The sequence below is a fragment of the Streptococcus sp. 11-4097 genome, assembly GCF_018215285.2.
Classification (GTDB): Bacteria; Bacillota; Bacilli; order Lactobacillales; family Streptococcaceae; genus Streptococcus.
Window position 1 is genome coordinate 1,273,903 of record NZ_CP185262.1, and the last position, 25,196, is coordinate 1,299,098.

General features: G+C 37.9%; 28 protein-coding genes and 1 other annotated feature. Of the genes, 1 reads left to right on the forward strand and 27 read right to left on the reverse strand.

Annotated features, from left to right (window positions below; all coding sequences use genetic code 11):
• Nucleotides 1-5: 5 nt before the first annotated feature.
• Nucleotides 6-689, reverse strand: coding sequence for a ribose-5-phosphate isomerase RpiA (gene rpiA, locus KB197_RS06280; RefSeq protein WP_064275868.1), 684 nt, complete (start codon nucleotides 687-689; stop codon nucleotides 6-8).
• Nucleotides 690-794: 105 nt separating this feature from the next.
• On the reverse strand, nucleotides 795-1,724 hold the full coding sequence (locus tag KB197_RS06285; RefSeq protein ID WP_124787964.1) for a peptidase U32 family protein: 930 nt from the start codon (nucleotides 1,722-1,724) through the stop codon (nucleotides 795-797).
• Between the two features lie 139 nt (nucleotides 1,725-1,863).
• Here KB197_RS06285 and KB197_RS06290 point away from each other — a divergent pair, with 139 nt between their 5' ends.
• Nucleotides 1,864-2,151, forward strand: a complete 288-nt coding sequence (locus KB197_RS06290; RefSeq protein ID WP_212573511.1) for a DUF3270 domain-containing protein — start codon at nucleotides 1,864-1,866, stop codon at nucleotides 2,149-2,151.
• A 33-nt stretch (nucleotides 2,152-2,184) separates the two neighbouring features.
• Here KB197_RS06290 and ciaH read toward each other — a convergent pair whose 3' ends face one another.
• The 25 genes from ciaH to KB197_RS06415 form a co-directional block, all read right to left on the reverse strand.
• Nucleotides 2,185-3,519: a two-component system sensor histidine kinase CiaH gene (gene ciaH, locus KB197_RS06295; RefSeq protein ID WP_212573510.1), complete on the reverse strand. Its 1,335-nt coding sequence runs from the start codon at nucleotides 3,517-3,519 to the stop codon at nucleotides 2,185-2,187.
• Nucleotides 3,509-4,183 (reverse strand): two-component system response regulator CiaR, encoded by a 675-nt coding sequence (gene ciaR / locus KB197_RS06300; protein WP_000590639.1) that lies wholly within the window; start codon nucleotides 4,181-4,183, stop codon nucleotides 3,509-3,511. Before ciaR ends, ciaH begins: the two co-directional genes overlap by 11 nt.
• A 107-nt stretch (nucleotides 4,184-4,290) precedes the next feature.
• Entirely contained in the window at nucleotides 4,291-6,837 is a 2,547-nt protein-coding gene (locus tag KB197_RS06305; protein ID WP_212573509.1) for a M1 family metallopeptidase, read from the reverse strand.
• A gap of 122 nt (nucleotides 6,838-6,959) precedes the next feature.
• The gene (locus tag KB197_RS06310; protein WP_212573508.1) at nucleotides 6,960-7,400 is read right to left on the reverse strand and encodes an ASCH domain-containing protein; all 441 of its coding nucleotides are present in this window, start codon (nucleotides 7,398-7,400) and stop codon (nucleotides 6,960-6,962) included.
• A 30-nt stretch (nucleotides 7,401-7,430) separates the two neighbouring features.
• Nucleotides 7,431-8,129 (reverse strand): 3-oxoacyl-ACP reductase, encoded by a 699-nt coding sequence (locus KB197_RS06315; RefSeq protein WP_064275873.1) that lies wholly within the window; start codon nucleotides 8,127-8,129, stop codon nucleotides 7,431-7,433.
• The gene (locus KB197_RS06320) at nucleotides 8,122-8,358 is read right to left on the reverse strand and encodes a DUF2829 domain-containing protein (RefSeq protein WP_000141913.1); all 237 of its coding nucleotides are present in this window, start codon (nucleotides 8,356-8,358) and stop codon (nucleotides 8,122-8,124) included. The genes KB197_RS06315 and KB197_RS06320 overlap by 8 nt, the downstream gene beginning before the upstream one ends.
• A gap of 99 nt (nucleotides 8,359-8,457) precedes the next feature.
• On the reverse strand, nucleotides 8,458-9,384 hold the full coding sequence (locus tag KB197_RS06325; RefSeq protein WP_212573507.1) for an aldo/keto reductase: 927 nt from the start codon (nucleotides 9,382-9,384) through the stop codon (nucleotides 8,458-8,460).
• A gap of 75 nt (nucleotides 9,385-9,459) precedes the next feature.
• Entirely contained in the window at nucleotides 9,460-10,275 is an 816-nt protein-coding gene (locus KB197_RS06330) for a hypothetical protein (protein ID WP_212573506.1), read from the reverse strand.
• 3 nt (nucleotides 10,276-10,278) lie between these two features.
• Nucleotides 10,279-10,599, reverse strand: coding sequence for a PadR family transcriptional regulator (locus KB197_RS06335; protein WP_000665422.1), 321 nt, complete (start codon nucleotides 10,597-10,599; stop codon nucleotides 10,279-10,281).
• 138 nt (nucleotides 10,600-10,737) lie between these two features.
• Entirely contained in the window at nucleotides 10,738-12,816 is a 2,079-nt protein-coding gene (locus KB197_RS06340; RefSeq protein WP_212573505.1) for a glucosaminidase domain-containing protein, read from the reverse strand.
• A 127-nt stretch (nucleotides 12,817-12,943) separates the two neighbouring features.
• Nucleotides 12,944-13,930 (reverse strand): dihydroorotate dehydrogenase, encoded by a 987-nt coding sequence (locus tag KB197_RS06345; RefSeq protein ID WP_290438327.1) that lies wholly within the window; start codon nucleotides 13,928-13,930, stop codon nucleotides 12,944-12,946.
• Nucleotides 13,893-14,693 (reverse strand): dihydroorotate dehydrogenase electron transfer subunit, encoded by an 801-nt coding sequence (locus tag KB197_RS06350; RefSeq protein WP_064275877.1) that lies wholly within the window; start codon nucleotides 14,691-14,693, stop codon nucleotides 13,893-13,895. Before KB197_RS06350 ends, KB197_RS06345 begins: the two co-directional genes overlap by 38 nt.
• 248 nt (nucleotides 14,694-14,941) lie before the next feature.
• Entirely contained in the window at nucleotides 14,942-15,322 is a 381-nt protein-coding gene (locus KB197_RS06355) for a VOC family protein (RefSeq protein WP_000157153.1), read from the reverse strand.
• 58 nt (nucleotides 15,323-15,380) lie between these two features.
• The gene (gene rplT, locus KB197_RS06360) at nucleotides 15,381-15,740 is read right to left on the reverse strand and encodes a 50S ribosomal protein L20 (protein WP_000124834.1); all 360 of its coding nucleotides are present in this window, start codon (nucleotides 15,738-15,740) and stop codon (nucleotides 15,381-15,383) included.
• A 51-nt stretch (nucleotides 15,741-15,791) separates the two neighbouring features.
• Nucleotides 15,792-15,992 carry a 50S ribosomal protein L35 gene (rpmI, locus tag KB197_RS06365; protein WP_001125943.1) on the reverse strand — a complete coding sequence of 67 codons (201 nt, stop codon included), beginning with the start codon at nucleotides 15,990-15,992 and terminating at the stop codon, nucleotides 15,792-15,794.
• 32 nt (nucleotides 15,993-16,024) lie between these two features.
• Nucleotides 16,025-16,555, reverse strand: a complete 531-nt coding sequence (infC, locus tag KB197_RS06370; RefSeq protein WP_000848180.1) for a translation initiation factor IF-3 — start codon at nucleotides 16,553-16,555, stop codon at nucleotides 16,025-16,027.
• Nucleotides 16,556-16,570: 15 nt separating this feature from the next.
• Nucleotides 16,571-16,702 (reverse strand) — a sequence feature (ribosomal protein L20 leader region).
• 72 nt (nucleotides 16,703-16,774) lie between these two features.
• Complete coding sequence (locus KB197_RS06375) at nucleotides 16,775-19,015, reverse strand: DNA internalization-related competence protein ComEC/Rec2 (RefSeq protein ID WP_064275878.1); 2,241 nt, start codon at nucleotides 19,013-19,015, stop codon at nucleotides 16,775-16,777.
• Nucleotides 18,999-19,637 (reverse strand): helix-hairpin-helix domain-containing protein, encoded by a 639-nt coding sequence (locus KB197_RS06380; RefSeq protein WP_064275879.1) that lies wholly within the window; start codon nucleotides 19,635-19,637, stop codon nucleotides 18,999-19,001. Before KB197_RS06380 ends, KB197_RS06375 begins: the two co-directional genes overlap by 17 nt.
• 66 nt (nucleotides 19,638-19,703) lie before the next feature.
• Nucleotides 19,704-20,273 carry a GNAT family N-acetyltransferase gene (locus tag KB197_RS06385; protein ID WP_064275880.1) on the reverse strand — a complete coding sequence of 190 codons (570 nt, stop codon included), beginning with the start codon at nucleotides 20,271-20,273 and terminating at the stop codon, nucleotides 19,704-19,706.
• A gap of 189 nt (nucleotides 20,274-20,462) precedes the next feature.
• Nucleotides 20,463-21,422: a hypothetical protein gene (locus KB197_RS06390; RefSeq protein ID WP_247932747.1), complete on the reverse strand. Its 960-nt coding sequence runs from the start codon at nucleotides 21,420-21,422 to the stop codon at nucleotides 20,463-20,465.
• 304 nt (nucleotides 21,423-21,726) lie between these two features.
• The gene (locus KB197_RS06395; RefSeq protein WP_064275881.1) at nucleotides 21,727-22,311 is read right to left on the reverse strand and encodes a hypothetical protein; all 585 of its coding nucleotides are present in this window, start codon (nucleotides 22,309-22,311) and stop codon (nucleotides 21,727-21,729) included.
• Nucleotides 22,308-23,312, reverse strand: coding sequence for a hypothetical protein (locus KB197_RS06400; protein ID WP_064275882.1), 1,005 nt, complete (start codon nucleotides 23,310-23,312; stop codon nucleotides 22,308-22,310). Before KB197_RS06400 ends, KB197_RS06395 begins: the two co-directional genes overlap by 4 nt.
• Before the next feature lie 113 nt (nucleotides 23,313-23,425).
• Entirely contained in the window at nucleotides 23,426-23,989 is a 564-nt protein-coding gene (locus KB197_RS06405) for a hypothetical protein (protein ID WP_064275913.1), read from the reverse strand.
• An 11-nt stretch (nucleotides 23,990-24,000) separates the two neighbouring features.
• Nucleotides 24,001-24,543, reverse strand: coding sequence for a hypothetical protein (locus KB197_RS06410; RefSeq protein ID WP_064275883.1), 543 nt, complete (start codon nucleotides 24,541-24,543; stop codon nucleotides 24,001-24,003).
• Nucleotides 24,540-25,118, reverse strand: coding sequence for a hypothetical protein (locus KB197_RS06415; RefSeq protein ID WP_212573504.1), 579 nt, complete (start codon nucleotides 25,116-25,118; stop codon nucleotides 24,540-24,542). The genes KB197_RS06410 and KB197_RS06415 overlap by 4 nt, the downstream gene beginning before the upstream one ends.
• Nucleotides 25,119-25,196: the final 78 nt, after the last annotated feature.

A 25,196-nucleotide genomic window follows, 5' to 3' on the forward strand; every position in this document is an offset into this window, starting at 1 on the left:
TTTAGTTATCTTGTTTTTGTTGAAGTTAAAATCTGAACCCCGTCTCGTCCAGCAACGATGACCTTATCCACCATTTGGTTAAACAAGCCGTGCTCCACGACACCAACGATATGGTCCAATTCTTGGCCAAAGGCAATTGGATCCTCGATGACATCCAAGGCTAAGTCAATGATAAAGTTCTGCATATCCGTCACAAAACGTTGGCCGTCTTTTTCACGGAAACTTGGTTTGTAGCCAGCTCGCTCAAAACGACGGAAGACCTGTTCTGCACCATACTGAACTACTTCTACAGGCAGTTTAAAAGCGCCCAATTTCTCAACTAGTTTGCTTTCGTCTACCACCCAAATATATTCTTTTGAGGGCGTTGCGACAACCTTCTCCATCAGAAGGGCACCACCACCGCCTTTGATTCCATTAAACTGATTATCCACTTCATCCGCCCCGTCGACTGTCACATCGACAAAGTCTACTTGGTCAATAGACTTGAGTGGGATATTAAGCCCTTCAGCCTGTTTACTAGTCACACTAGAAGTCGTTACAGCTGTAATCTGCAAGCCTTCTTCCTTAATACGACGACCGATTTCTTCGACAAAATAATAGGCAGTAGAACCCGTTCCCAGTCCGACAACCATCCCATCCTTGACAAACTCAGCAGCCTTGATACCTGCCATTTTCTTCAGATTTTCCACTCAAACACCTCCATTAAAGAGCTACTTTTATTATAACATGTATCCCTTTTTATTTCATGGATACACTTGAAAAACCCGAACATTTTTATTTCGGGTTTTGATGTCCTATTTAACCATGTCAGGATCGTAGTCATAAAATCCTGTATCAAGGAAACGGTTTTTAGGGTGAAGTTTACGTACTTCTTCATCCAGCAAGAAGGCTTGGTCATGGCTAAAATTGCCCTCTTGAATCAAGCTACGCGCTTGGATAAAGAGTTTTGCAATTTCAACAAAGTTCTGACCAGGAGTGTAGAGCCCTTCTAGTTTCCAGTGAGTAAAGCCATGCTCTACCAATTCTGTCAATTTTGTCATCAAATCAAGGTCGTTATTGGCAAAGATATGAGTACCATGATTGTCTTCAAAAATGGAATAATGGCTCTCAGGGTCACTTGGCTCTGCCAAGAAAAGGTCACGCTTGCGAGTCTTTTCATCATCGATATGCGTGAAGTTATAGTAGTTTTGCAAGAGCGGACGCTTAGAATGGTGAATAACACTAGCTCCGTAAACCAAAACTTCAGCAGGAATTTCCAAAATCTCTGGCATTTTGAAGAGTTCAGCAGATGGAATTTCACGCGCCAAAACAGCCTCAGATGCGCCAGCCTTTTGTCCCCAGAAGTTAATCTGGCGACTGCTAGTTACCATGGTTGAAGCATCGTAGATGGTCTTAAAGGAATAACCATCGCGGTTGACTACGTAAAAGACACCTGCATCCCCAATCGTAATGTAGTCTGTCTTGATTTCTTCCAAAAAGTCTAAGAAAGGCTTGATACGATCCATCATATCTTGGTGCATGAGGGCGTTAACCGCAACGATCAATTCCTTACCAGTATCATGAACCAGATTAGCGATTTCACGCAATTGGTCATAACTAAAGGTCGTTGGCAGGCGAAGGCCAAAATCTTTCTCACCGACATAGATACGGTCTACGCCAGCTTCGAGAAGTTGTTTAACTTGTTCAATACTTTCAGCAGTTGCTGTAATGATAATCTTTTCCATAAGAAAAATTATACCACATTTCTGGAAAATCAGCCATTCTTTAAAAATGAAAAGGGACTTTATTCTTATTGTAACCTTTCTGTAATAATTCTCTGCTGAAAAAATGATAAAATAGGTATGTACTGTTAAGGAGAGAATAATGCCCGTAAGAAAATTACAATCCTATGAGGTAGACAATCAAGAAGAATTAAGCCAGCAGGTTCCTCGCTATCAAGATTATACACCTGAAGCGCAATCTGATGCCAATCTCAAGGAAATCCTATTTTTTGTTAATATCGCTGTTTTTTGTATCTGTATTGCTATCTTTAGTTTTATCTTTTTAGCATTAAAATTATCAACTGCTCTTGCCTTTGCCACAGCAATCGGATCCAGCTTACTTGTCTTAAAAGTTCAACGATCTATTATCAAGCGAAAACGTAGAAGATAAATCCAAAATATCGCCCCATCTGGAGCGATATTTTTATTTTTTCTTTTTAGATGGTGTGTGGATGGCAATCTTCACTTCAAAGATTGTTCCCTTTGGTTTATTATCTTTGACAGTAATGCTTCCTTTTAGGGCATCTACAATTTGCTTGGCTAGGGATAAACCTAAACCAAAACCACCTTTTTGACGGGTTCTAGCCTTGTCTACTCGATAAAAACGGTCAAAAATTTTCTTCTTATCTTCTGCTGAAATACCGACTCCATTGTCGGAAACTAGCAAATAAAGATTACGATCAGTCGCTGAAATCATAAAATCAATTTCACCATCCTCCTCAGTATATTTGATAGCATTATCAAATAGGATGGTCATCAGCTGTTTCAAAAGAAGTTGATCTGTTACAATCGTTCGATGGATGCGATTTTCAAAACGAAAGACACGGTCATTTTCTGAAGCAATCATTTCATAGTTTGTGAAAGTCGTATTGAAAAAACTGGTTGGAACTTCTGCAAGTTCCGGCTTAATCCCATCATCTCTACGAGCTAAGTTCAGCAAGTTTGTCGTCAAAAAACGCATATTTCGGACTTCTTCCAAACTCGAGGCAATGCTTTCGCTCACATCCATAATGGTAGCTTCTGGCTTACGGAAAAGGGTCTCTAAGCGATTTTGCAAAACTGCAAGTGGAGTTCGTAACTCATGACTGGCATTTTCCACAAAAGACTGTTGCTTCTGCATACTTTCAAGTAAAGGACGAACACTGACCCTAGCCAGATAGAGACTGGCAAGCAAAGATAGAATCCAGAAACTTGCCATCACGATCACAATCAATTTCTCATGCTTTTGACTTGCTTGCTCCAACTGACTGGTATTAATCAAGACAGCTGCATACTTGATATTGGTTGAAACCGAACTGATATTCGTTTCCATCAAGATCATGCGATAGATTTCTTCCTGTCCATAGCTATTAAATACCTGAATCTGATAGATATGACCTAATTCTTTCTTTTCTAACTTAATCTTATCCAATCCCAAAAATCGATTTCCAGAAAGGAGCTGGGTAAAATTCTTATCAAAAAGAATGACTTCTGTGTTTGAACTGACATTGGGTTTTATCTCAGTCTTACTAGTATCTGTAGCGGCATTCTCTAAATCTTTAATCTCTTCTGTTGCCCTATTTACCGCAAGCTGAATAACCGCCTGAGGATTTTCACTCAGTCCGTGGAGCTTATCATCCACCGAAGTATAGAGACTTGAATGCATAACCTGCAAAATAATTAGAGTCATGGTGGAAAAAATCAGAGTGAAGACACCAAAGTTACGGATAAAATAACTAAAGTCATCCGCATACCATGTTTTTTTTAGTTTACTGAACATCTTTTAAAATATACCCAACACTACGCAAGGTTTGCAAATTCTCTGCAAAAGTGGTTCCTTTTAATTTCTTACGGACTTTTGAAACATAGACTTCGACAACCGAAATCGTTGTATCACTATCAAATCCCCATAGACGATCAAAAATCTGAGTCTTAGGCAAAATAACATTTTGATTTTGAAGGAAATAAACTAATAAATCAAACTCTTTACCTAGCAATTCGACAGGAGTATCTTCGACTTTAACGGTATTGGTTGACAAATTAACCACAATATTTCCATAAGTCAAGGTGTTTTCATTAAATTTACCTGAACGTTTGAGAAGCGCTTGAATCCGCATTTTGAGTTCTTCTAGGTAGAAAGGTTTAGTCAGATAATCATCTGCTCCCAGTTCAAATCCATGTCCCTTGTCATCCAAACTTTCCTTGGCAGTCATGATCAGAACTGGAGTCGTAATTCCCTTTTCACGCAATTCTTTCAAGACTTGGAAGCCATTTTTTTCAGGTAACATCAAATCGAGCAAAATCAAATCATAGACGCCACTTTCAGCTTCGTAGAGACCTTCTTCCCCATCAAATACCTGCATGACATCCGCAAAATCGTCTAAAAAGTCAAATACTGAATTTGACAGGCCTAGGTCATCCTCAACCAATAAGATTTTTATCATGAGAAACTCCTCCTTAATAAAACCATTATACCAAATTTGCCTTAAAAAAAACTCAACTCTCTGCATTTTACATGAGATAGCTGAGTTTTCTTTTTATTTAGGCTTATTTATGCATTTCCGTATTGAAGAACGACTACTTCCACTGCAGCTTTTTCACGGTTAATCAAGTCAACACGCGCTGCAATTTCCTTGATTCCCATACCGATATTACGGCTAAGAGCAAGGTCAGAAAGTTGCGGTTCAAAGAATTCCTTGTACTCTGCCAAGCGTTGCTGAGTCTTAAATACGTGAGCAGGAAGGATAACAAAGCTATCAAAGCTCATATCTCCACCAAGAGCTGCCTTAATCCAAGCCCAATTTTCACGAGCCCAAGACCATGCTGTTTCCTGAGTTGCCTGATGGCTTAAGAACTGGAAGTACCAAGCAGACAAGTCCTGTGGTTTAACCACAAATTTGTCCTTCCAAGAAGTAATCAAGTTTTGGATATTATCCGCATCTGTACTGTATGCAAGAGCTGCTGCCAACTGACGTTTAAAGACAGCATCTGTTGCGTGAGTATAAGTATCAAGATAAAGTGCTAACAAGTCTTTAGCCTCATGATGTTTCATCTCATTGATCAGAACTTGTGAGCGAATAGCTGCTGGAAGTCCTGCAAGATTCTCCTTGTGAGTCGCGAAGATTTGGCTAGCGACTTGACTAGCTTCTGCATCGTTTGAGCGAATCATCATAGAAACAGCCAACTGACGAACCAATTCATCCTCATCTGATTCGCCATCTTTAGCTTCAAAACCAAGACGGTCATAGTTGTGACGAGCCAATTTAGCAACTAATGCTTTGAAGGCCGTTTCAGCCTCTGTTCCTTCATCGATAAAGCGCTCAAGAGCAGAAATCACTTGAGAAACAGCTGAAACCACAAGGTAAGACTCTTCCTTGGCAAGTTTATCAAGGACTGGAAGCAAGTCAGCATAAGAAATATGCCCTGCTTCAGCAAGCAAGCGACGTTCTTGGACGATTTGCAGTTTGCTTGTGTTATCAAGCTCAACTAGGTCAGCAAGAACTGCATCTAACAAATCTCCTTGATAGTCTGTAATGTAGTGGGCTGTATTTTCAGTGTTGAGACGAAGAGCTCCTTCATTTTCAGCAAGAAGGGCTGCATAGCCAGGAATTTCAATACTTTCAGTTTCAAGTGTATCAGGCAATCCTTTCCAGTTGCTGTTAAGTGGTACCACCCAGAGACGGTTCTTGTCTTCGTGCTCGCCGATGAAGAATTGTTTTTGTGAAATCTTCAAAACATCATTTTCAACTTTGACAGTAAGTACTGGGTAACCAGGTTGTTCCAACCAAGAATCCATGAAGGCTGCAACATCACGTCCAGATGCTTGACCAAGAGCATCCCAAAGGTCACGACCAATTGTATTGCTGTATTGATGTTTTTCAAAGTAGGCATGCAAACCTTTGGCAAAATCGGCATCACCTAGCCAACGACGAAGCATGTGCATGAGGCGGCTTCCTTTGGCATAGACGATAGCTCCGTCAAAGAGCGTATTGATTTCATCTGGATGTTTCACTTCGACGTGAACAGATTGAACACCATCAGTAGCATCACGTTTCAAGGCAGACGGAACACCACCTGTTTGGAAATCTTCAAAGATATTCCAGCTTGGTTCAATAGCATCCACACAGACGTACTCCATCATGTTAGCAAAGCTTTCATTGAGCCAAAGGTCATCCCACCATTTCATAGTTACGAGGTTACCAAACCATTGGTGAGCCAATTCATGGGCCACAACAAGGGCAACTTGTTGACGGCTGGCAAAGGTAGAGTTCTCATCCACAACCAAGTAAACTTCACGGTAGGTCACAAGACCCCAGTTTTCCATAGCTCCAGCTGAGAAGTCAGGAAGGGCAATGTGGAGAGATTGAGGGATTGGGTATTTAACTCCATAGTAATCTTCGTAAAACTCGATAGAGCGAACAGCGATATCCAGTGAGAAATCAAGGTTTGATAGTGGGTGAGCTTTGGTTGAATAAACACCTACGAGGGTACCGTTTTTAGTTTTAGCCGTCACACCTTGCAAATCACCCGCAGCAAAGGCTAACAAGTAAGAGGACATACGAGGTGTTGTCTCAAACTTCCAGATACCTGTTTCCTTACGGTTTTCAACATCGATTTCTGGCATGTTAGACAAGGCCAATTCACCTTCTTCTTGGTCAAAACGTAGAGAAAGGTCAAAAGTTGCTTTGGCTTCTGGCTCATCCACACATGGGAAGGCTTCGCGCGCAAAATGGCTCTCAAATTGAGTAGACAATACTTCCTTCTTCACTCCATCAACTGTGTAGTAAGATGGGTAAATCCCTGTCATGTTGTCTGTAATTTTTCCTGAGAAAGCGATAACCACTTCAACTTGACCAGCCTCAGCTAATTCAATATGAAGAGCTTCATTGTCATGGTCAACTGTAAATGGTCGAGCTCCCCCTGCAACTTCTACAGTGGCGATTTCCAAGTCTTTTTGATGAAGGGAAATGCTGTCACTCTGTGCTTGCCCAGTGATGGTCACTTTCCCTGAAAACGTCTTGGTCTCACGACTCAAATCTAAAAATAAATCATAATGTTCAGGAACAAATTGCTTAATAAAATGTTCAACTGCTTGCATAGTTTTCTCCTATTCTAAGTTTAAGAGCTAGAGCTCTTCTTCAAACAAACTTATTATATCATGTTTTGCCTGAGAAAAAAGGATTGGACGGTGATTTCCAAAACTTTCTTCCGTCTAACAGTCTACAGTGGGTAGACCTTGCGAAATTCTTCTAAAACAACCTTACTGTCAGGTGTAAAAGTCAGTCCTGCCTCGCGCAGCCACTCAGTGAAGAAGTCCTCATGAACCTGCCGCCAATAAGCTAAGGATTTATCTCCCTCTCCTTCCTTGTAGGCATGGTCAGCAGAAACTTGATTGAAGGGCTGGACAGAAACCTTTGTAATTTCAACAATACAGACATCCTGATTTTGACTATCTAAAATGACTTCAAAGGTCCCATCTTGCGGAAGAAATTCGCCTTCTAGTGCGTAGAGATCATAAGCTGATGCTGTTGCAGTTTTTTCGCCTCTTAAAACCAAATCTGCCAAGAGATCGGCATCTACTCCAAAAGCCCAGGCATCTATCTCATCTCCAATTGAGGGATTGATTTGCTTGTAGGCATTCCACATTTTTTGCGGTGTCATGGGCGCTCCTTTTTATTAACTTTATTCTCCCTACTTCAAAGACCAGCCACCATCTATTGTCAATATTTGTCCTTGCATGGCACTCGCTTTCCCACTTGCTAAGAAAAGGCTAATCTCTGCTATTTCTTCTGGCTCAATCCAGCGCTTGATTGGTGTTTCACTCGCCACCCAGTCTGCTAAGCCACCTGGCTCAAAGTCCGCAGCGGTCATAGCTGTCTTTACTGCTCCTGGAGCGATACCAAAGATCTGAATCCCAGTTTCAGCATAGTCTAGAGCCAACTGCTTGGTAAAGCCAGCCAAAGCATGCTTAGATGAAGTATAGGCGTGTCCTCCACCGCCTGCTAGACTAGAAGCGATAGAGCACATATTGATGATGATTCCCTTTTTATTTTCCAACATTTGTGTCAAATAATACCGAGTCAACTCAACAGGAGTCACATAGTTAATTTCAAAAATTTCTTGAATTTCTTGCGCTGTTTGTTCCAACAGTGGTTTGTAATCATCCAAAACTCCAGCAGTATTACACAAAACATCCACACAAGGACACCAGTCAAAAATAGGTTCCAAGTCCAAGGTCAAATCTCTCTGTAAAAAGTGGAAATCACCCTCTAAGAGTGGATTTTCACCTTGGTCCACTCCATAAACTTGATAGTCATTCTCTAAAAAAAGTTGAGCTTGAGCCAAGCCAATTCCTGAACTCACTCCTGTAATGAGTACACGTCTAGTCATGGACTTCTACCCAATCCGTCGCCAAAACATCACAAGGTGTCGGGCTCCACATGGAAAAACCTTCTCCTTCTCCAGACACGTTGATTAGAAAGTAGGGCGTCACTTCAAGTGCAACCCCGTTTTGTTCAATGGTGTCAAAAAGCTGCACATAGTTTTCAGCCCCTCCCCAACCAGTTCGTACATATTTTTTCTTAGCCTTTAATCCAGGCAGGATCTCTTCAAATGTCATGGTTTTCTCCTTTTATATCGATAAATCTTCACTTCATTATAACAAAAAAACCGCTTTAAAACGGTTTTTTGACTGTGATTTATTTACATCTGCTTCTACCTAGGGCAAATCATTCCCTGCAGCAAGATAAATTTCATACCATTCTTTTCTTGTTAAGCTAAAGTTTGTCGCTTGGCTAGCTTCTATCAAATGCTTTGGATTTGTTGTACCTACGACTGCCTGCATTTTTGCTGGATAACGCAATATCCAAGAAATGGCAATAGTTGAAGAGGTTACTCCATATTTAGTAGCTAAACGATCAAGTACTTGATTTAAAGCTTGGAATTTCTCATTTCCAACAAAATTCCCTTTAAAATACCCAAATTGTAAGACAGACCATGCTTGAATGACCACATCGTGTAATTTGCAATATTCAAAAATGCTGCCATCTCGCATAGCTGCTTGACTATCTTCCATATTAACATGAAAACCTGATTCGAATCCTGGAGTAAAAGCCGCACTCAATTGTAGCTGATTAACAGCTAACGGCTGCTTGACATCTTTTTTAAGTAACTCCATCATCATAGGATTTTGATTAGAAACTCCAAAATTTCGAACCTTACCTTGTTTATAAAGGAGATCAAAGGCTTCTGCTACTTGGTCAGATTCCATCAAAGCATCTGGTCGATGAAGGAGCAAGCTATCTAGATGATCAATCTTCAATCTTTGCAAAATTCCGTCAACTGATTTTATAATATAGTCCTTAGAAAAATCAAAATAGGTAAATTCTTCAATGCGAATGCCACATTTGGACTGAATCCACATCTTTTCTCTTAAATCTGGACGATTTTTTAGGACAAGACCTAACAGTTCTTCACAACGACCACGACCATAAATATCAGCCAAGTCAAAGGCATTGATTCCAACAGAAAGTGCTGTTTCTACAAGCTCTTCAACTTCTTTTACAGACTTATCTTTTATTCTCATCATTCCGAGAACAATTTCTGATAATTCTTTGTCATCTTGACCAAGAGTTATGTATCTCATCAAATTTTTGCTCCTTTAATTTCTAACATTCTTCCCTTCATTATAACAAAAAACCGCTTTGCAACGGCTTTTTGACTATATTTCACTCCATTTTATCTTCTTAAATCCACGGAACATGAGAAAGATACCAATAAAGAGGACAGCTAAAGGAATAGCTTTTGTAAGAAAAACATTTGAAATTCCCATCCACTCATAGTAACGAAGCAGAGAACCTACCACAAGATGGGCAATAATCATACTGTTAAAGGGACGAAAAAACTCTTCTTTCCAATTCCAAATACTGATGACCAGCGAAATCGTAAAGACAGATAAACTATCCCAGGGAGCCGGAAGATTTAAGACTCCTTCTTGTATGAAACTTGCCATTTCTACATATCCTAGAACAACTAGAAGAACTATAATCCCAACGACAATATAAGTGCCAATTTTCATTTTAGGAGAATCTTGGACTAAGCCCCAACGTAAGATTGTGGCCACAAGAGCAAATCCAATCAGAAAAAGAAGAAGTTGCCCTAAAAAAGTAAGCAAATTGACTGTTAAGAGAGGACCTTTAGAAAAATCACTTAATAGTTGATAATAACGTAATACCGCTAGGACAAGAATTGGCGTCAAAAGGGACTCCTTGATAGAACTGCGAGGTGCTTCCTTGAGCATCTCTTTCATTATTTTTTTAGGATTCTTACCTAGATAATCCTCTGCACTCATGCCATCTCGTTCTGCTTCTGAGAAATCTAGCATCATCAAATAGATCTGCTCTCTGAGGTAGTCCTCATCATAGAGAAATCCAGCAAGATTAAAACTATCCCACAGTTCCTCAAAATACTGCTGATTGTCCTCAGAAAACTGATGCAACAAAGCGCTTGTTTCTTCATAATATTTCATTTTCGTCATGGTTTACCCTCCATTCTTAATTCCTTCTACTTTTTGACTCAAATCGTCCCATTGTTGCCAAAAGACCGAAACACGCTCTTCTCCTTCTTTCGTTAACGAAAAATACTTCCGATCTGGACCATCTGGCGACGGGCGCATATCGCCTCTTATCCATTGATTTTTTTCTAACTTTTGCAACAAAGGATAAATAGTTCCTGGAACGATAGTGTCAAATCCAGCCTCTCGCAATGTTTGAACCAGCTCATAGCCATATCGCTCTTTTTGACCTATCATATCCAAGACACAACCTTCAAGAACACCTTTTAATAGTTGAGTTTCCTTCATCCCTTCCTCCTTCTATCTATTTTGTAATACCTACTAGTAGCTTCATCTATAATATACCACTTTCACACTAGTTTGTAAAGCATAATAGTTAAATAAAAAAACGACAACCACTTTTCAGCAGTTATCGTTGCTTATCTTTTAATCTTTTCCACCAAGTCGACTGTTAATATTCATCATGATACTAGCTATTTTTTCACCCCAGTACGGATCTGATGCATAGCGTACATTCATTCCTGTCGCTTTATTTCCAAGATGATCTCTTCCACGGTCAATATAGTTCTCACGAATCCACTTGGCCGCACCAAGAATTCCTTTGTCTACATCATCAAATTTCTTAGCTGAATCATAGGGACTGGTATCGTAAGCAGCTATACCGAAGAAGTTATTTTTATCATTAGCAATTTGGCTACGTCCCCAAGCACTTTCTAGCGCACTGTGAGCCATTAAATAGAGAGCATTGACACCGTAACGTTTTTCAGCTTCCTTAAAAATTGCTCCTTTATCGGCAAGACGACTGTTTCGGATATTCATAATCGAATAAACTCTATTTAATTCATCCGCACTATAGTTGGTTGGTTCAGTTAAATTCTTGAAAAGGAAACGATTTTTGATAGTAAACCCATCGAAATGTTCTCCATCCTTTGAATAATACTTCTTACCAATTTTCATAGCTGAAGTATGTGGAGCTACCCGTATACTAGTGTATGGAGAAAGTTCATGGTATAGGAATCTTCCATCTGTAGTATAGTGAGGAATAAACTCACTTCCTTCATCAACTAAAGCCAAATCACTTTGATTCATATAACCGGACAAGCCTGATATTGAAACAGCTAGACGATTACCCTTGCTTTTAGAGGCATCATAGGTCACAATACTTCCCTGATTGACATAGCTCAAAATATCTCCTGATTCGCTATAAATATAGGCTGTGATTGGTTTAACCTTAAAATATTTTGGACTTTGAATCCACTTTCCATTACTCTGGAAGAAATACTCTTTATTTTTAATATTAAAACTACCAGTAACATAGCTTCCATCTTCTTTCAGGTAGTACCATGCATTGTAGTTAGGATCAAAAATCCATTCATTCTTGGCCATATAACCACCAGATTTGAGGTAATAAGCACCAATCCATTCACGTGAAGCATAAGCACCACCTGATTTTAGGTAAAACCAGCTATTATAAGATTTATCAAAAATCCATTCTTTTTCAGCCATTGCTCCACTATTTTTTAGATAGTAAGCATCTTTCCACTGATTACTAGCCATCACACCATCACTGTTAAAATAGTACCATGTGCCCTTGATCTTTTCCCATTTATTACGAAGGATCTTTCCTGAATCTGTAGCATAATACCATTTATCAGTAATCTTCACCCAAGCATTATGAGCCATTGCTCCACTATTTTTTAGATAGTAATCATCTTTCCACTGATTACTAGCCATCACACCATCACTGTTAAAATAGTACCATGTGCCCTTAATCTTTTCCCATTTATTACGAAGGATTTTTCCTGAATCTGTAGCATAATACCATTTATCAGTAATCTTCACCCAAGCATTATGAGCCATTGCTCCACTACTATTAAGAAGATAATCGTTCACTAGAACATTGCTAGCCATAACTCCATCTTGCTTGAAGTAATACCAAACATTGCTAATTTTTTCCCATCTATTACGAACAATCTTTCCTGAATCTGTAGCATAGTACCATTTATCCGCAATTTTTACCCAGGAATTTTCTACCATTGCTCCACTAGTTTGAAAAGCATAGTCATTAACAATAGTATTGCTAGCCATGATTCCATTTTGATCAAAGAAATACCAGACACTCGCAATCTTTTTCCAGTTTTTGATTGGTTGATTATTCTCATAAAAAAGCCATTTCCCATGTTCTTTCTGCCAACCATTCTTATGAGCTTCTTCAACTTTTTCTTTATTTGGAATAGCCTCTTTTTTAGAATTATTTTCTTTTACAACAACTGGTTCTTTCTTTTTTTCCGTCTTTTCAGCTTCATTCTTTGTATTTTCAACAACTTTTTTCTCTTCTGAAGCTGGAGTCTGATTTTTATCTTTAGACTGATTTTTGTCCACAGATTGACTCTTATTCGTCGTTTGACTTTGGTCCGTTGTTTTACTATCTTCAGCAAAGACTGATGTTGTGGGCACAATTGCCAATGCAAGCACTGCCGTGCTTACAAGTAGTGTTCTCTTCATTTTACTCCCCTAAGTAGTTATTCGTCTACATCATTCGTAATTAACTTTATTCTAACATAGTTAAAAGAAGAAAATATTACAAAATGATGAAAATTCTATTTCTTATTGACAATAAGGATGGTCTAGCTTATCTAAGGCTGGCTTTTACTTCCTTGCGTAGATTTTCTAGACTGCTAATGCCGTATTTGTCCATGGCTTTTGGCAGATTTTCGATGATATCAGGACAGGCATATGGATTGGTAAAGTTAGCTGTTCCAACTCCAATGGCAGATGCTCCAGCCAGATACATTTCTAGTGCAGCTTCTGCCGAATCCACTCCCCCCATTCCAATGATAGGCAGGTCTGTTATTTGGGCTACTTGGCGGATGAGTTTGAGGGCTACTGGAAAAACTGCTGGACCAGACATCCCACCTGTTCCATTGGCCAAGATTGGTTTTCTGGTTTTGAGGTCAAAGCGCATTCCAACCAGAGTATTAATCATAGTCAAGCCACTTGCTCCCGCATCTTCTGCAGCTTTTGCGACAGTAACGATATCGGTCACACTAGGAGTTAATTTGACATAAACTGGTACATCAGAGGCTTCCACAGCTGCTTTCACCACATCATAAGCCAAATCTGGATCTTGACCTATCAAAAGTCCGTGATTACAGTGATCTACATTGGGGCAAGAAATATTGAGCTCGATAGCCTTTACATTGGCTGCCTTGGAAATCCCATGAGAAACAGCCGCATACTCTTGTTTTGAAAAACCAGCCACATTGGCGATAATAGGAAGATTTGGATACTCTCTTTCCAGCCAAGGTAGCTTTTCAGCCAAAACAACCTCCAAACCCGGATTTTGCAAGCCAATTGCATTGAGCATACCAGCAGGTGTTTCTGCCACCCTTGGAGTTGGATTGCCAAAGCGTGGTTCAAGGGTTGTCGCCTTAATCATAATAGAACCTAAAAGGTCTAAATCATAGTACTTGGCATACTCTTGTCCAAAACCAAAACAGCCTGATGCTGGAATAATCGGATTTTTCAAATCCAAACCAGGTAGAGAAACTTGTAAACGATTTATAGTCATGATTTTCTCCTTATAATACAACTGTTCCTGTGCGGAAAACAGGGCCATCTTCACAGACGCGTTGGCTGACCGTCTCGCTTTCTGGCACTTTTAGGACGCAGGCATAACAAGCCCCCATCCCACAAGCCATACGAGATTCCAGAGATAGATAGGCCCTTGGATGGTTATAGAAGGTTTGATTGATATACTTCATCATTCCAGGCGCCCCACATGAGTAAACAGCATCAAATTGATTGTCTAAATCCTTGATAACAACGGAAACATTTCCCTTGATACCATAAGAACCATCATCTGTCGTTACGAAGACTTGACCATATTGAGCTAATTCCGTCTCTAAAATAACAGCATCCTTGTTCGCAAAACCAAGGACTGTCACTACTTTTACTCCACGCGCATGCAATTCCTTGGCCACCTCAAGTAAAGGAGGTACACCAATCCCCCCTCCAACTAAGAGAATCTGGCTCTGCTCATCCAGGTCAGACAAGTCAAATCCATTCCCCTGAGGTCCCATCACATCAAGAGTATCTCCCTGACTTAAGGTTGAAAAAATAGCTGTCCCAGCTCCTTCAATCCGGTAAATGAGATGACACTGCTTCTTTACCTTATCAATAGACGAAATTGAAATAGGACGACGCAAGAGATGGGCGTCATCAGGCACACGCAGATGAAGAAATTGGCCTGCTCGCATGGCTTCAACCATTTCTCCTTCTAGAACTAATTCAAAGATTGCTGGCGCGATTTCCTCCTGTGCTACCACCTTCATGGTTTCCAAACGAATGGCACCCAAACGTTTCTTACATGTGGGATTCATGACTTTTCCTCCTTAAATTTTAAGGGGACCAGACAAAGAAAAGACCTTGCTAGTGCAAGGCCTCAGTTAAAATCGTACAACAGAAGAGAGCACACTCAAAAAGTCTCCTCTAGAAAATTGCACTATTCTTTTATCTGACACCTTGTGAGTCTCTCTGGACTCCCCTTAAAGGTTAAATTTTTATTAGTATACTCTTTCAGCTAAAAAAAGTCAAGTAGAAAACGAACATTCCACTTGACTTCACGAGATTATTTTTCACGAATGACTTCAACCTTGTAGCCATCAGGATCTTTGACAAAGTAATAGTTTGGTGCAGTTCCTGGTAGACCATTTGGCTCAGTCACTTCATAACCTTTGGCACTATGCTCTTGATGAAGCGCCTCAAGATCAGGTGTACTTAGGGCGATATGGGCAAATCCATCTCCAACCACATAAGGACCATGATCGTAGTTATAAGTCAACTCCAACTCATAGTCATCACCCTCAAGACCTAGATAGACAATCGTGAAGGCATGGTCTGGAAAATCTCTGCGACGCAATTCTTTAAATCCAAAAGCATCTTGATAAAATGCAATTGATTTTTCAAGATTTTCTACTCGCAAGCAAGTATGTAGCATTTTTGAAGCCATATTTTTCTCCTTTATTTTTAAAAAGACTGGGACAATCCTGTTCCAGTCTTATCTGTTATTATTTACCAAGTTTTGCTTTAGCTGCATCTGCAAGAGCTGTGAAAGCTGCTGCATCGTTAACAGCCAAGTCAGCAAGCATTTTACGGTTAACTTCGATCTCAGCCAATTTCAAACCATGCATCAATTGTGAGTATGAAAGTCCGTTCATACGAGCTGCCGCGTTGATACGAGTGATCCACAATTTGCGGAAGTCACGTTTTTTCTGACGACGGTCACGGTATGCATAGTAGTAAGAGTTCATTACTTGTTCTTTTGCAGTACGGAACAAGATGTGTTTAGCTCCATAGTAACCTTTTGCTAATTTAAGAATACGTTTACGACGTTTGCGTGATACAACGCCACCTTTAACACGTGCCATGTTTTATTTCCTCCAAATATTTCCTAGAATTGTTTACTTACAGTCAAGCTATTATTTCAAGCGAGTAAGCATTGCTTTGATACGTTTGTAATCTCCTGAATGCACCATAGATGCTTTACGAAGATGACGACGTTGTTTCTTAGTTTTTCCGTGGAAACGGTGAGAAGTGTAAGCACGGAAACGTTTAAGTCCACCAGAACCTGTACGTTTGAAACGTTTAGCTGATGCGCGGTGTGTTTTTTGTTTTGGCATGATTTTTTCTCCTTTATTTAACTTTCTGACAATTATTTTTTGTCAGTCGCTGGCGCCAATTGCATGAACATTTGACGTCCATCCATTTTAGCACGTTGTTCGATGATGGCAATATCTTGAGTTGCTTCAGCAAACTCGGCTAAAACTTTTGCACCAATCTCTTTATGGGTAATCATACGACCCTTAAAGCGAATAGATACCTTAACTTTATTTCCTTTTTCAAGGAATTTGCGTGCATTGCGAAGTTTTGTATCAAAGTCACCCTTGTCAATAGTTGGACTTAGACGAACTTCTTTCACAGTAACAACACTTTGTTTTTTACGTTGTTCTTTTTGCTTCTTCTGGTACTCAAATTTGAACTTACCGTAGTCCATAATTTTTGCAACAGGCGGTTTGGCTTGGGGTTGAATCAATACTAGGTCAACATTAGCGTTATCAGCCAAAGCTTGCGCTTCACTGAGTGGCTTGATGCCTAGCTGTTCTCCTTCAAGACCAATCAAGCGAACTTCACGTACACGAATCTCATCATTGATGAATAAGTCTTGCTTTGCTATGGTTTTCACCTCTTTTGTTTTATTAGAGAAAAACAATAGCGGACTCGTAAATATACAAGCCCGCACGTTATGATAGCGTTTCTTAGAAACTTTTCATCCGTAGGGCCAGGCAACTTAATGTCACAAGGCGAGAAGCTCTCACTTCTGCTTTTCTCAACTTTTATATGATACCAAGTTTTCTAGCTCTTGTCAAGATAAAAAGTTATTTTTTTGAAAAGTTTCTGCTCATTAACCAACCGTTTCTATTTTCCAACTTTTCCACCCTTTAAAGCGTATAGCTCCTCGCTGGTCAGTTCGGTAAACTTTGCTATTGATACCTTCCAGTCGGGTCAAGGTTTCCTGATTGGGGAGTTTCGTTCGATTGTTCTTTCCAACTGAAATGAGAGTCATCTCTGGTTTGAGCTGTTCTAGAAAGGCTGAACTTGATGAGTTTTTAGAACCATGTTGGCCAGCTTTCAAAACATCTACTTTCAGGTCTGGATAGTGCTTCATCAACTCCTTCTCTCCTTTTTCCTCCAAATTTCCTGTGAAGAGAAAGTGCTTATCCAAGAGTTTTCCATACAGAACTAGGGAGTCTTCATGACCTGCATCTCCAATTTTCCTTGGGGATAGAACTTCTAACTGGCTTCCAAAAATTGGCAAGTTCTCTCCTACTGTCACACTACGCACCTTAGTTTGAGTCGCTTGTAGTTCTACCACAAATTCCTTCTGTTTCAGACTGCCTTTTGATACTAAGATCTCCCCTACATGGAATGCCTTGGTCACCTCTAACAAATCTCCAACATGCTCCTTGTCCGTGTTAGTCAAAATTAGCTGGTCAATCTTAGCTACTCCTCGACTTTTGAGATAGGGAATCAAGGTTCGCTGGGCATTGCTGGTCGTCGTCCTTTCTTGCCATTTTTCGATTTTCTTATCAGATTTTGCCTTGCCACCTACATCTATGAGAATGATTTTCCCAGTTACATCCCGTAGGAAAATACTCTCCCCTTGCCCCACATCCAGCATGGTGATTTCATTTTCAAGTGGATGCTTGGTTAAGCAAAAGAGACTAACAATAAGTAAGCTGAATCCAGCTGCTCTTTTGGTATTTTTCCTCAAATCATAGACCAAAGCCAAAGAAATTAATAGTAGTATCAACAGCCATGCATTGGGTTGTCCAAAAACCAGAGGCCTACTTGCCACCTGCGATACCAAGCGAATAATCCCCTCCAACCACTCAAAGATAAAATTCAGCTGAATGACTGGATAGAGAAAGGAAAGAGCAAATAGTACAGACAAGAGCGGTAAGAAAACCAAGTCAAATAGAAAGGAAAAGACAAAGGTCAAAAGGATGGACCAAGGCTGAAATTCTGCGAAATAAAAGGACAAAATAGGCAATATTCCTAAGGAAATGACTAGACTTTCTCTAGTCACAGCCTTGAGACCCACGCCTTCTTTACTGGTCATGGTCAAGATAAACGCATAAGCGCAGGACAAGACTCCTCCTGCAGTCAGGAAAAAGTTGGGCATGACGATAAAGAGGACAAGGACCGTCAAGGCAAAATTATCCAAGCCCTTAACACCATGTTGTGCCAGTAACTTTTGCAAAAGACTGCGAATAACTGATGCTGAAAATCCTGTCATCCCTGCATAAATAATAGAAAAGGGATAAGTCAGCCATTTCAACTTTTCTTGGGTCAAGCCCGATCGCAAGAGAAGTTTCTTAAATCCATTCATGAAAAATCCTACCTGCATACCAGACAAGGCAAAAAGGTGGATAATTCCTAAACTAGAATAAAGCTCATTCATCTCCTCAAAATCTGTGTCCAGATGCCCTAATAGAAGCCCCGTCATGTAATTGCGCATAGGGTCTGGAAAGTACGTCTTAATCCAAACTACAGCCTTACGGCGTAAACTGGACAGATTTTCTCCTATATCCCAACTGCCAACCTTTTGAAGTGACTGGATTTTTTTGATATTGAGAGTTTGATAAATTCCCTGAGTCTTCAGATAGGCTTGATAGTCAAATCCACCAAAATTTCTCTGCCCTTCTGGCTCCGAAAGCTTCCCTTCTAGTTCTATATTATAAAGGTCTGTTAAGGCTTGAAAGGCTTCTTTTTCATTCTCGGACTGGAGTTTATAATAGACTTGAAAAATGCGTCCATCAGACTTACCACGAAAGGATAGACTATCACCATTGACCTTAACAGTGTCTGGTAAAATCCGTACCCTTTCAACAGAATCCTCTAGGTTTTGACCAGCTTGACTCTGTTGCCAATTTTGAAACAGAAACCAGAAGGCAAAGATTCCGCAAATCACTAGAACTTTGCCTGCTGGTTTCCAAGGAAATTGGAAAAAAAGACAGACTAGCAGAAAAACGAAGCCCAACAAAGCAAGATAGGATGCTGAGAAAATAGCGTAATAAAGCCAAAGTAACAGAAAACTCAGGTAAATTAGGGGAATGGGGAAATTCTTAATCCACTGTAACATAATCTTTTAGCTTTTCTATGGTCTTGGCACCAATGCCAGAGACTTTCTTGAGTTCATCAACCGACTTGAATTTCCCATTTGCCTCACGATGGTCGATAATATCCTGAGCTCGTTTGCCACCCAGTCCTTTGACCTGCTTGAGTTCTTCCAGACTTGCCTTGTTGAGATTGACCTTCTTTTCTTTGCTTGTTGAAGAAGTCGTCCCAGAACCTGCCTGTTGACTAGATGATTCTTCTCCCTTAGTGGGAACGTAAACCAGAGCCTCATCACTAACTTTCTGAGCTAGATTGAGCGACTTGCTGTCTGCTTGCTCTGTCAAGCCACCTGCCTTCTGAACGGCATCATTGACCCGACTACCTATAGGCAAATCATAAATCCCTGGTGATTTGACAGCACCTTTGACATCTACTGTGATTAGATCTTGTTCAACCGGTTCTTCCTTCACTTCCTTTTCGGTCGATGAATCCTTGGACACAGCTGCGACTTCAGCCTGTAAACTCGTTTCTTTGACAGGTGTGTGTGGAGCTGGCTTTAGCAGGAAAAATCCTCCTACAAGCAAGCCCAGACCAGTACAGATGACAATGATTTTATACTCTTTGATTTTTTCGATAATTGCTTCCATATTTTCTCCTCTCTTAGATTATTCGTAAGAGGAAGAAAAAACAGTCGAAAATTTCTTTTCAACTGCTTATTTATTTGCAAAATAGTCTTCCTTGGTCAAGACATAATGAACTCTTGTAACAATTCGGCCTTCTTCATGCTGGTCCATACAAGCATATGGTTCTGCATGGGAAAAACGCATGCCTGATTTCTCCATGACCTTGCCAGATGCGGGATTATCCTTATCGTAAAGGGCGGTCAACTTATTCATCCCTATCTTCTCAAAAGCTAGCTCAATTACGGAACGATTGGCTTCTGTCGTCAATCCTTGATTCCAATACTTTTTATTGATAATGTAGCCAATAGCTGCCTTCTTAATAACAGGATCAATCTTGTGCAAGTCAATGGTTCCAATAAACTGACCATTGCTTTTTAGTTCTATTCCCCAGCGTCCCAAGGGATTGGCCAAGTAGAACTGAGCAATGTTATTCTTGGTTTCTTCCAAGCTTTGATTAGTTGGAAAAGTGTAGCGCGTATTTTCTCTATCCGAGGCATACTCAAACATAGCTTCTGCATCATCCAAAGTTACAGGTCTAAGCAATAAACGCTCAGTCTCGACTATGGGATAATGAGCTAGTTTTAAAAAGATTGATTCCATACTTCTCCTCCATTTAAAAATATTTTCTACCAGTCTAGCATAAAAAGAAGTTACAACAAGAAGCGCGAACAAAGAATACCAGATAACTGATTCTAGAGCAGAGAGTTTTCTGGTATTTGGAAGCATTTCTAAATGTTTCTTAAAATCAATAATTACATAATTCAGAGTCCTACTGACAATGAAGATTTATCATTTTTTCTTTCCTTTTTTGAATCTAGTATTTACTTTTTTTATGACATAAAGAATAAAACTTCCCAAAATATCTAGTCCTATTGAGATTATAAATATTCTAATAAGCCAAAGCAGCCAACGTGTTTGATTAATAAATACATTGATGTAGGCATTTCCCCCATCAATGTAAATAATAAGAAGAAGTAAAAATATTTCAAGAGGAATGCGAATTTTAGTTTTCTTCAGACTAAATTCTTTAAATAAATTTCTAAAACTGACCTCTCCGTCCGGTTCTGTTTCCCAATATTCCTTGCTTTGAGTTTTAAGATATAAAAGATAGGCTACTTCAATAAGCAATTGGGGGAAAGCATAACAGTAAAGGAGTGTACTTGTAATACCTAAAACTATAGCAAACTTCCCTAAAAAAGCACTAGTTAACAACACTAACATAAAAATAATGAGAATAGATTCTTGACTGTAGGCACTGGATTTGGCAAAGTAATTTCTCACCGTTCGACTTGCAGAAAAACCGTTTTTCAGTTGTCGCTTCAACCAAAAATATTGATAAATAAAGCCACAAACTGTAGAAATCACTAAAAACAAAATGACTGATATTGACGATTCATTAAACTCTTGAAAGCCATTATTATTAACTGTAAGCAAAATATAACACGTTAGCATTAACGATAAGAAAATTCCTATATACGATAATAGTAATAAAATAGTTGATAAGATTTGTTTACGATAAATAAAACTCATCCCTAGTGGAATCACAGTTGCCACTATAAGATAGACCGAATATAATAAAATAAAATTAAAAAATATGTTCGATGACTTTTGCAGACCAAAATCAATTAGGTATAGCTCTACTCCAAAGATGACTGCTCCTGTAAATGAAATCAACATCATACTTGCAGATGCGCGAGTGTTTGCTAAGCTTTTAAAATATGCTTTATTTAATTCTTCAACTTCTTTCACTGTTTTTTCTTTCCTTTTTTTAATCCAGTTTCTAATCTTTTCATCATAGATAGAATAAAGCTCCCCAAAATATCCAGCCCTATCAAAATTATAAATATTCTCCCAAGCCAAATAAGCCAAAGGGGGGTGTATGAACTAGGACTAAAATAGCCTATATTATACATAATACCTAGGAATATTGAACAAAACAAAATCTCAAGGGAAATTCTAATTTTTGCTTTCTTTAAACTGAAACCCTTAAATAAATATCGAAAAGTCTCTTTTTTCGTAGGCACATCTTCCCAATACTCCTTGTTTTGAGTTTTTAGATATAAAAGATAGGCGACTTCGGTATGGAAACTGTAAAAATAATGAGAAAAGAATTATTATTGTGGGCACTAGATTTCGCAAAATAATTACCCATTGTTCTATTGGTAGAAAAACCTTTTTTTAACTCTCTTTTTAGCCAAAAATAGTGATAAACAAAACTAACAACTGTACAGATTAACAAAAAAGGAATAGTGTATAATGAACGTTCGTTGTATTCTTGCAAATTAGTTCCTGAATAAACAAGAATAATATAAGATATAAGTATCAAAGATAAAAAAATACCTATATAAGATAAAAGTAATAATATGGTTGATAAAATCTGTCTACGATAAATAAATGTCATTCCTAGTGGAATAAAGGTTGCCACGACAAGATAAATAACATAAATCAAGACAAAATCAAAAAAGTAATTTTCCAAAGGATTTATTCCGTAGCCTTTAACAAAATAAAAATATTGGAAAAGCAGAAACAATGCCAAAACGAAGGCTCCTGTAAATGAAATCAACATCATGCTTACAGATGCGCGAGTGTTCGCTAAGTTTTTAAAATATACTTTATTTAAATCTTCAACTTCTTTCACTGTTTTTTCTTTCCTTTTTTGAATCTAGTATTTACTTTTTTTATAACATAAAGAATAAAACTTCCCAAAATATCCAGTTCTATTGCATAGATGAACAATTTGACACTCCAGACCAGCCAAATAGGTCGCTTAATGCTCTCATCTGAATAACCACTATAATTAATAATCCCTAATAATATTGCAAAAGCTACAATCTCAAGTGGGATACGAATTTTTGCTTTCTTTAAACTGAACCCCTTAAATAAATCTCGAAAAGTCACTTTTTTCGTAGGCACATCTTCCCAATACTCCTTGCTCTGAATTTTTAGATATAAAAGGTAGGCAACTTCTGTAATCAATTGAGAAAATGCATAGCTGAAAAGAAGAGCTCCAAGAATTCCAAAAATAAGTATCAACTTACCTGAAAGAAGACCGCCTATCATAGAAACTATAAAAATAATAAGAAGAGAGTTCTTACTATAAGCACTGGATTTTGCAAAATAATTACCCATTGTTCTATTGATAGAAAAACCTTTTTTTAATTCTCTTTTTAGCCAAAAATACTGATAAATAAAACTACAAATTGTACAAATAACTAAAAATGGAATAAAAATTGGAGAATATAGAGAGAATCCTATAGTAAATTCCTTCGTTGAAATAGAAGTAACTATAATCAAAAGCATCATCAACTGCAGAGAAAAGTATATGACCATATAGACTAGTAGCAGAAAAATTGTTGACAAAATTTGCTTCTTATATACAAAGAGACCAACTAATGGAATGAAAAATGCAATAATAAGGTAGAAACAAGAAATCAAGAGTAAATCAAAGAACCAATTCATAAATGGATTTATTATAGCGATTGTATCAAAATAGTAATAAAAAACGAAAATTTCTAGTGCTAATATAAATACTCCTGTAAACGAAATAAACATCATACTTGCTGATGCGCGAGTATTCGCTAAGATTTTAAAATAAGCTTTATTTAATTCTTCAACTTCTTTCACTGTTTTTTCTTTCACATTAACCTCCTAAATTGACCTAACTCTAAGCCCGTTTCATTAAAACTCGTAGCTTAATCAGCTTATTCTAATTTTTCGATAAATAAAAAAATCTATAGAACTCGATCTTCCAATTAAATATCTTTGTTTTCTAATTCTTTATATAACTGTCTCAATATCATGCTGCGTTTAATCAATTTGGTATTTAAAATAGTGTATACGATAAAATATGATGATAAAGTTAATACAAGACTAATATAATTACCCGAACTTATAAAAATTGCAGCAGTCACTATGTCTATAAGCAAAAAACAGATTATCGTTATATATAGTATTAAAACATTCCTTTTTTCTTGCTTTAAAAAGTTTTGATAATTTCTTAAATCAATTTGAAATTCTTCTAACTCAATGACACGATTTAAAACATAATAAAGTAATAAGCTACTACCAATACTAATGATAATATAAGCAAGGACCAAAGACAGCAACCGAAAATCTGTTGGTACTTTACCATTTTTACTTATACTTCTTAAAACAATATATAAAACAAGAGCAATTGAACTGTAACCAGTAATGGCAGTTGCTCCAATAGTTTTATCCTTTGTTGAATATAACAGTTGATGATTTTCATTGTTATAGTAGACAGATTTTTCCTGATATATACCTAGGGCAATGAAATTTTTAGTGTTACTTTTCATAATTAAATTTCTCATTTATAAGTTTTATACAGTTCATTTATGATTTTTCCTCTTTGGAAGATTTTATTATAAAATAACATAAAATATATAGTCATAAATAAAACTAAAACAACTCCCCACGGAAGATTACCATATGTGATAAAGAGGTATGCAAAGAATATTATAATTAGTGGTAATATGATAAGAGATAAATAGGTCAAAAAGATATTCTTTCGCTCTCTTAACACGAAGTCCCTCATTGCTTTTTCCTCTAATTGAAGTTTTTCAACTTGCCTCTCACGATGGTACGTAACATAACAAACAACAAAGGCTGTTATAAAGGAAATCAGGATGCCTATCATTAAAAATTGATATCTTCCCAGAATGGTTAAATAGTATTTGGAATTAACTTTTCCAATTATGACATAAATAATCATGACCATGCTACTTCCAGCAGTTTCCAAAAAAGAAGTCTTTTTTCTTACTATATATAAACTAGAATCTTCATTAGCAAAATAAACTGGATTTTTATCAATTGTTCCTATCGGAACCATATTTTTTAAATATTTTTTCATGAATCCTTTTCCTTAGTGGAATATTTTTTGTCTAACATATGAACCACTTTAAATCTCTGTATTGGTTTCGTGTTTAATAACAATAGGGGGAACATAAAAAATAAAATGGCTAAAAACAAAAACAAAAAATTAGAAGTCAATAAATAAACTATAGAAAAAAGCACTGGAAGAAGTAATGCCAATAATATAATTAGATGGCTCTTAACTATATTTTTCTTCTCTTTTTTAAGAAAAGTTATCATATCAATGTTTGAAAGCACAAAAGGACTAATAACTAATTCTTCATTCAAAGCTGGTCTATAGAGAAGTTTGGAGATAATGATCATTAGAAAAAAACCAAAAGTCAAGGGCCAAAAACCACTAAACACCTGAACTTTTGTTATTTCTCTTACAATCACATAAAGGATAAGTGCTACTCCTGTTGAGAAAGCGATAGGAGACACTTTAAACTTTGTTTTAGAATGACCTAAGAACATCTTGTCTGTTTTCTTATCAAAAAAAACTGTTTCCCCTTCAAAATTACCAATGCCTACAAATTCAACGTCCTTTAACTTTATAATTTTATTTTCGTCCAAGAGAGTCTCCTTTTTTCTTATCTGATGTACACTCAAACATTGCTTCCGTATCATCCAAGGATAGAAATCTAAGCAATA

Excerpts from the sequence above, each read along its gene's own strand:
- KB197_RS06285 (WP_124787964.1), bottom strand. The coding sequence starts at position 1,724 with ATGGAAAAGATTATCATTACAGCAACTGCTGAAAGTATTGAACAAGTT.
- KB197_RS06290 (WP_212573511.1), top strand. The coding sequence starts at position 1,864 with ATGCCCGTAAGAAAATTACAATCCTATGAGGTAGACAATCAAGAAGAA.
- ciaH (WP_212573510.1), bottom strand. The coding sequence starts at position 3,519 with ATGTTCAGTAAACTAAAAAAAACATGGTATGCGGATGACTTTAGTTAT.
- ciaR (WP_000590639.1), bottom strand. The coding sequence starts at position 4,183 with ATGATAAAAATCTTATTGGTTGAGGATGACCTAGGCCTGTCAAATTCA.
- KB197_RS06305 (WP_212573509.1), bottom strand. The coding sequence starts at position 6,837 with ATGCAAGCAGTTGAACATTTTATTAAGCAATTTGTTCCTGAACATTAT.
- KB197_RS06310 (WP_212573508.1), bottom strand. The coding sequence starts at position 7,400 with ATGACACCGCAAAAAATGTGGAATGCCTACAAGCAAATCAATCCCTCA.
- KB197_RS06315 (WP_064275873.1), bottom strand. The coding sequence starts at position 8,129 with ATGACTAGACGTGTACTCATTACAGGAGTGAGTTCAGGAATTGGCTTG.
- KB197_RS06320 (WP_000141913.1), bottom strand. The coding sequence starts at position 8,358 with ATGACATTTGAAGAGATCCTGCCTGGATTAAAGGCTAAGAAAAAATAT.
- KB197_RS06325 (WP_212573507.1), bottom strand. The coding sequence starts at position 9,384 with ATGAGATACATAACTCTTGGTCAAGATGACAAAGAATTATCAGAAATT.
- KB197_RS06330 (WP_212573506.1), bottom strand. The coding sequence starts at position 10,275 with ATGACGAAAATGAAATATTATGAAGAAACAAGCGCTTTGTTGCATCAG.
- KB197_RS06335 (WP_000665422.1), bottom strand. The coding sequence starts at position 10,599 with ATGAAGGAAACTCAACTATTAAAAGGTGTTCTTGAAGGTTGTGTCTTG.
- KB197_RS06340 (WP_212573505.1), bottom strand. The coding sequence starts at position 12,816 with ATGAAGAGAACACTACTTGTAAGCACGGCAGTGCTTGCATTGGCAATT.
- KB197_RS06345 (WP_290438327.1), bottom strand. The coding sequence starts at position 13,930 with ATGGCCCTGTTTTCCGCACAGGAACAGTTGTATTATAAGGAGAAAATC.
- KB197_RS06350 (WP_064275877.1), bottom strand. The coding sequence starts at position 14,693 with ATGAATCCCACATGTAAGAAACGTTTGGGTGCCATTCGTTTGGAAACC.
- KB197_RS06355 (WP_000157153.1), bottom strand. The coding sequence starts at position 15,322 with ATGGCTTCAAAAATGCTACATACTTGCTTGCGAGTAGAAAATCTTGAA.
- rplT (WP_000124834.1), bottom strand. The coding sequence starts at position 15,740 with ATGGCACGTGTTAAAGGTGGCGTTGTATCACGCAAACGTCGTAAACGT.
- rpmI (WP_001125943.1), bottom strand. The coding sequence starts at position 15,992 with ATGCCAAAACAAAAAACACACCGCGCATCAGCTAAACGTTTCAAACGT.
- KB197_RS06375 (WP_064275878.1), bottom strand. The coding sequence starts at position 19,015 with ATGTTACAGTGGATTAAGAATTTCCCCATTCCCCTAATTTACCTGAGT.
- KB197_RS06380 (WP_064275879.1), bottom strand. The coding sequence starts at position 19,637 with ATGGAAGCAATTATCGAAAAAATCAAAGAGTATAAAATCATTGTCATC.
- KB197_RS06385 (WP_064275880.1), bottom strand. The coding sequence starts at position 20,273 with ATGGAATCAATCTTTTTAAAACTAGCTCATTATCCCATAGTCGAGACT.
- KB197_RS06405 (WP_064275913.1), bottom strand. The coding sequence starts at position 23,989 with ATGAAAAGTAACACTAAAAATTTCATTGCCCTAGGTATATATCAGGAA.
- KB197_RS06410 (WP_064275883.1), bottom strand. The coding sequence starts at position 24,543 with ATGAAAAAATATTTAAAAAATATGGTTCCGATAGGAACAATTGATAAA.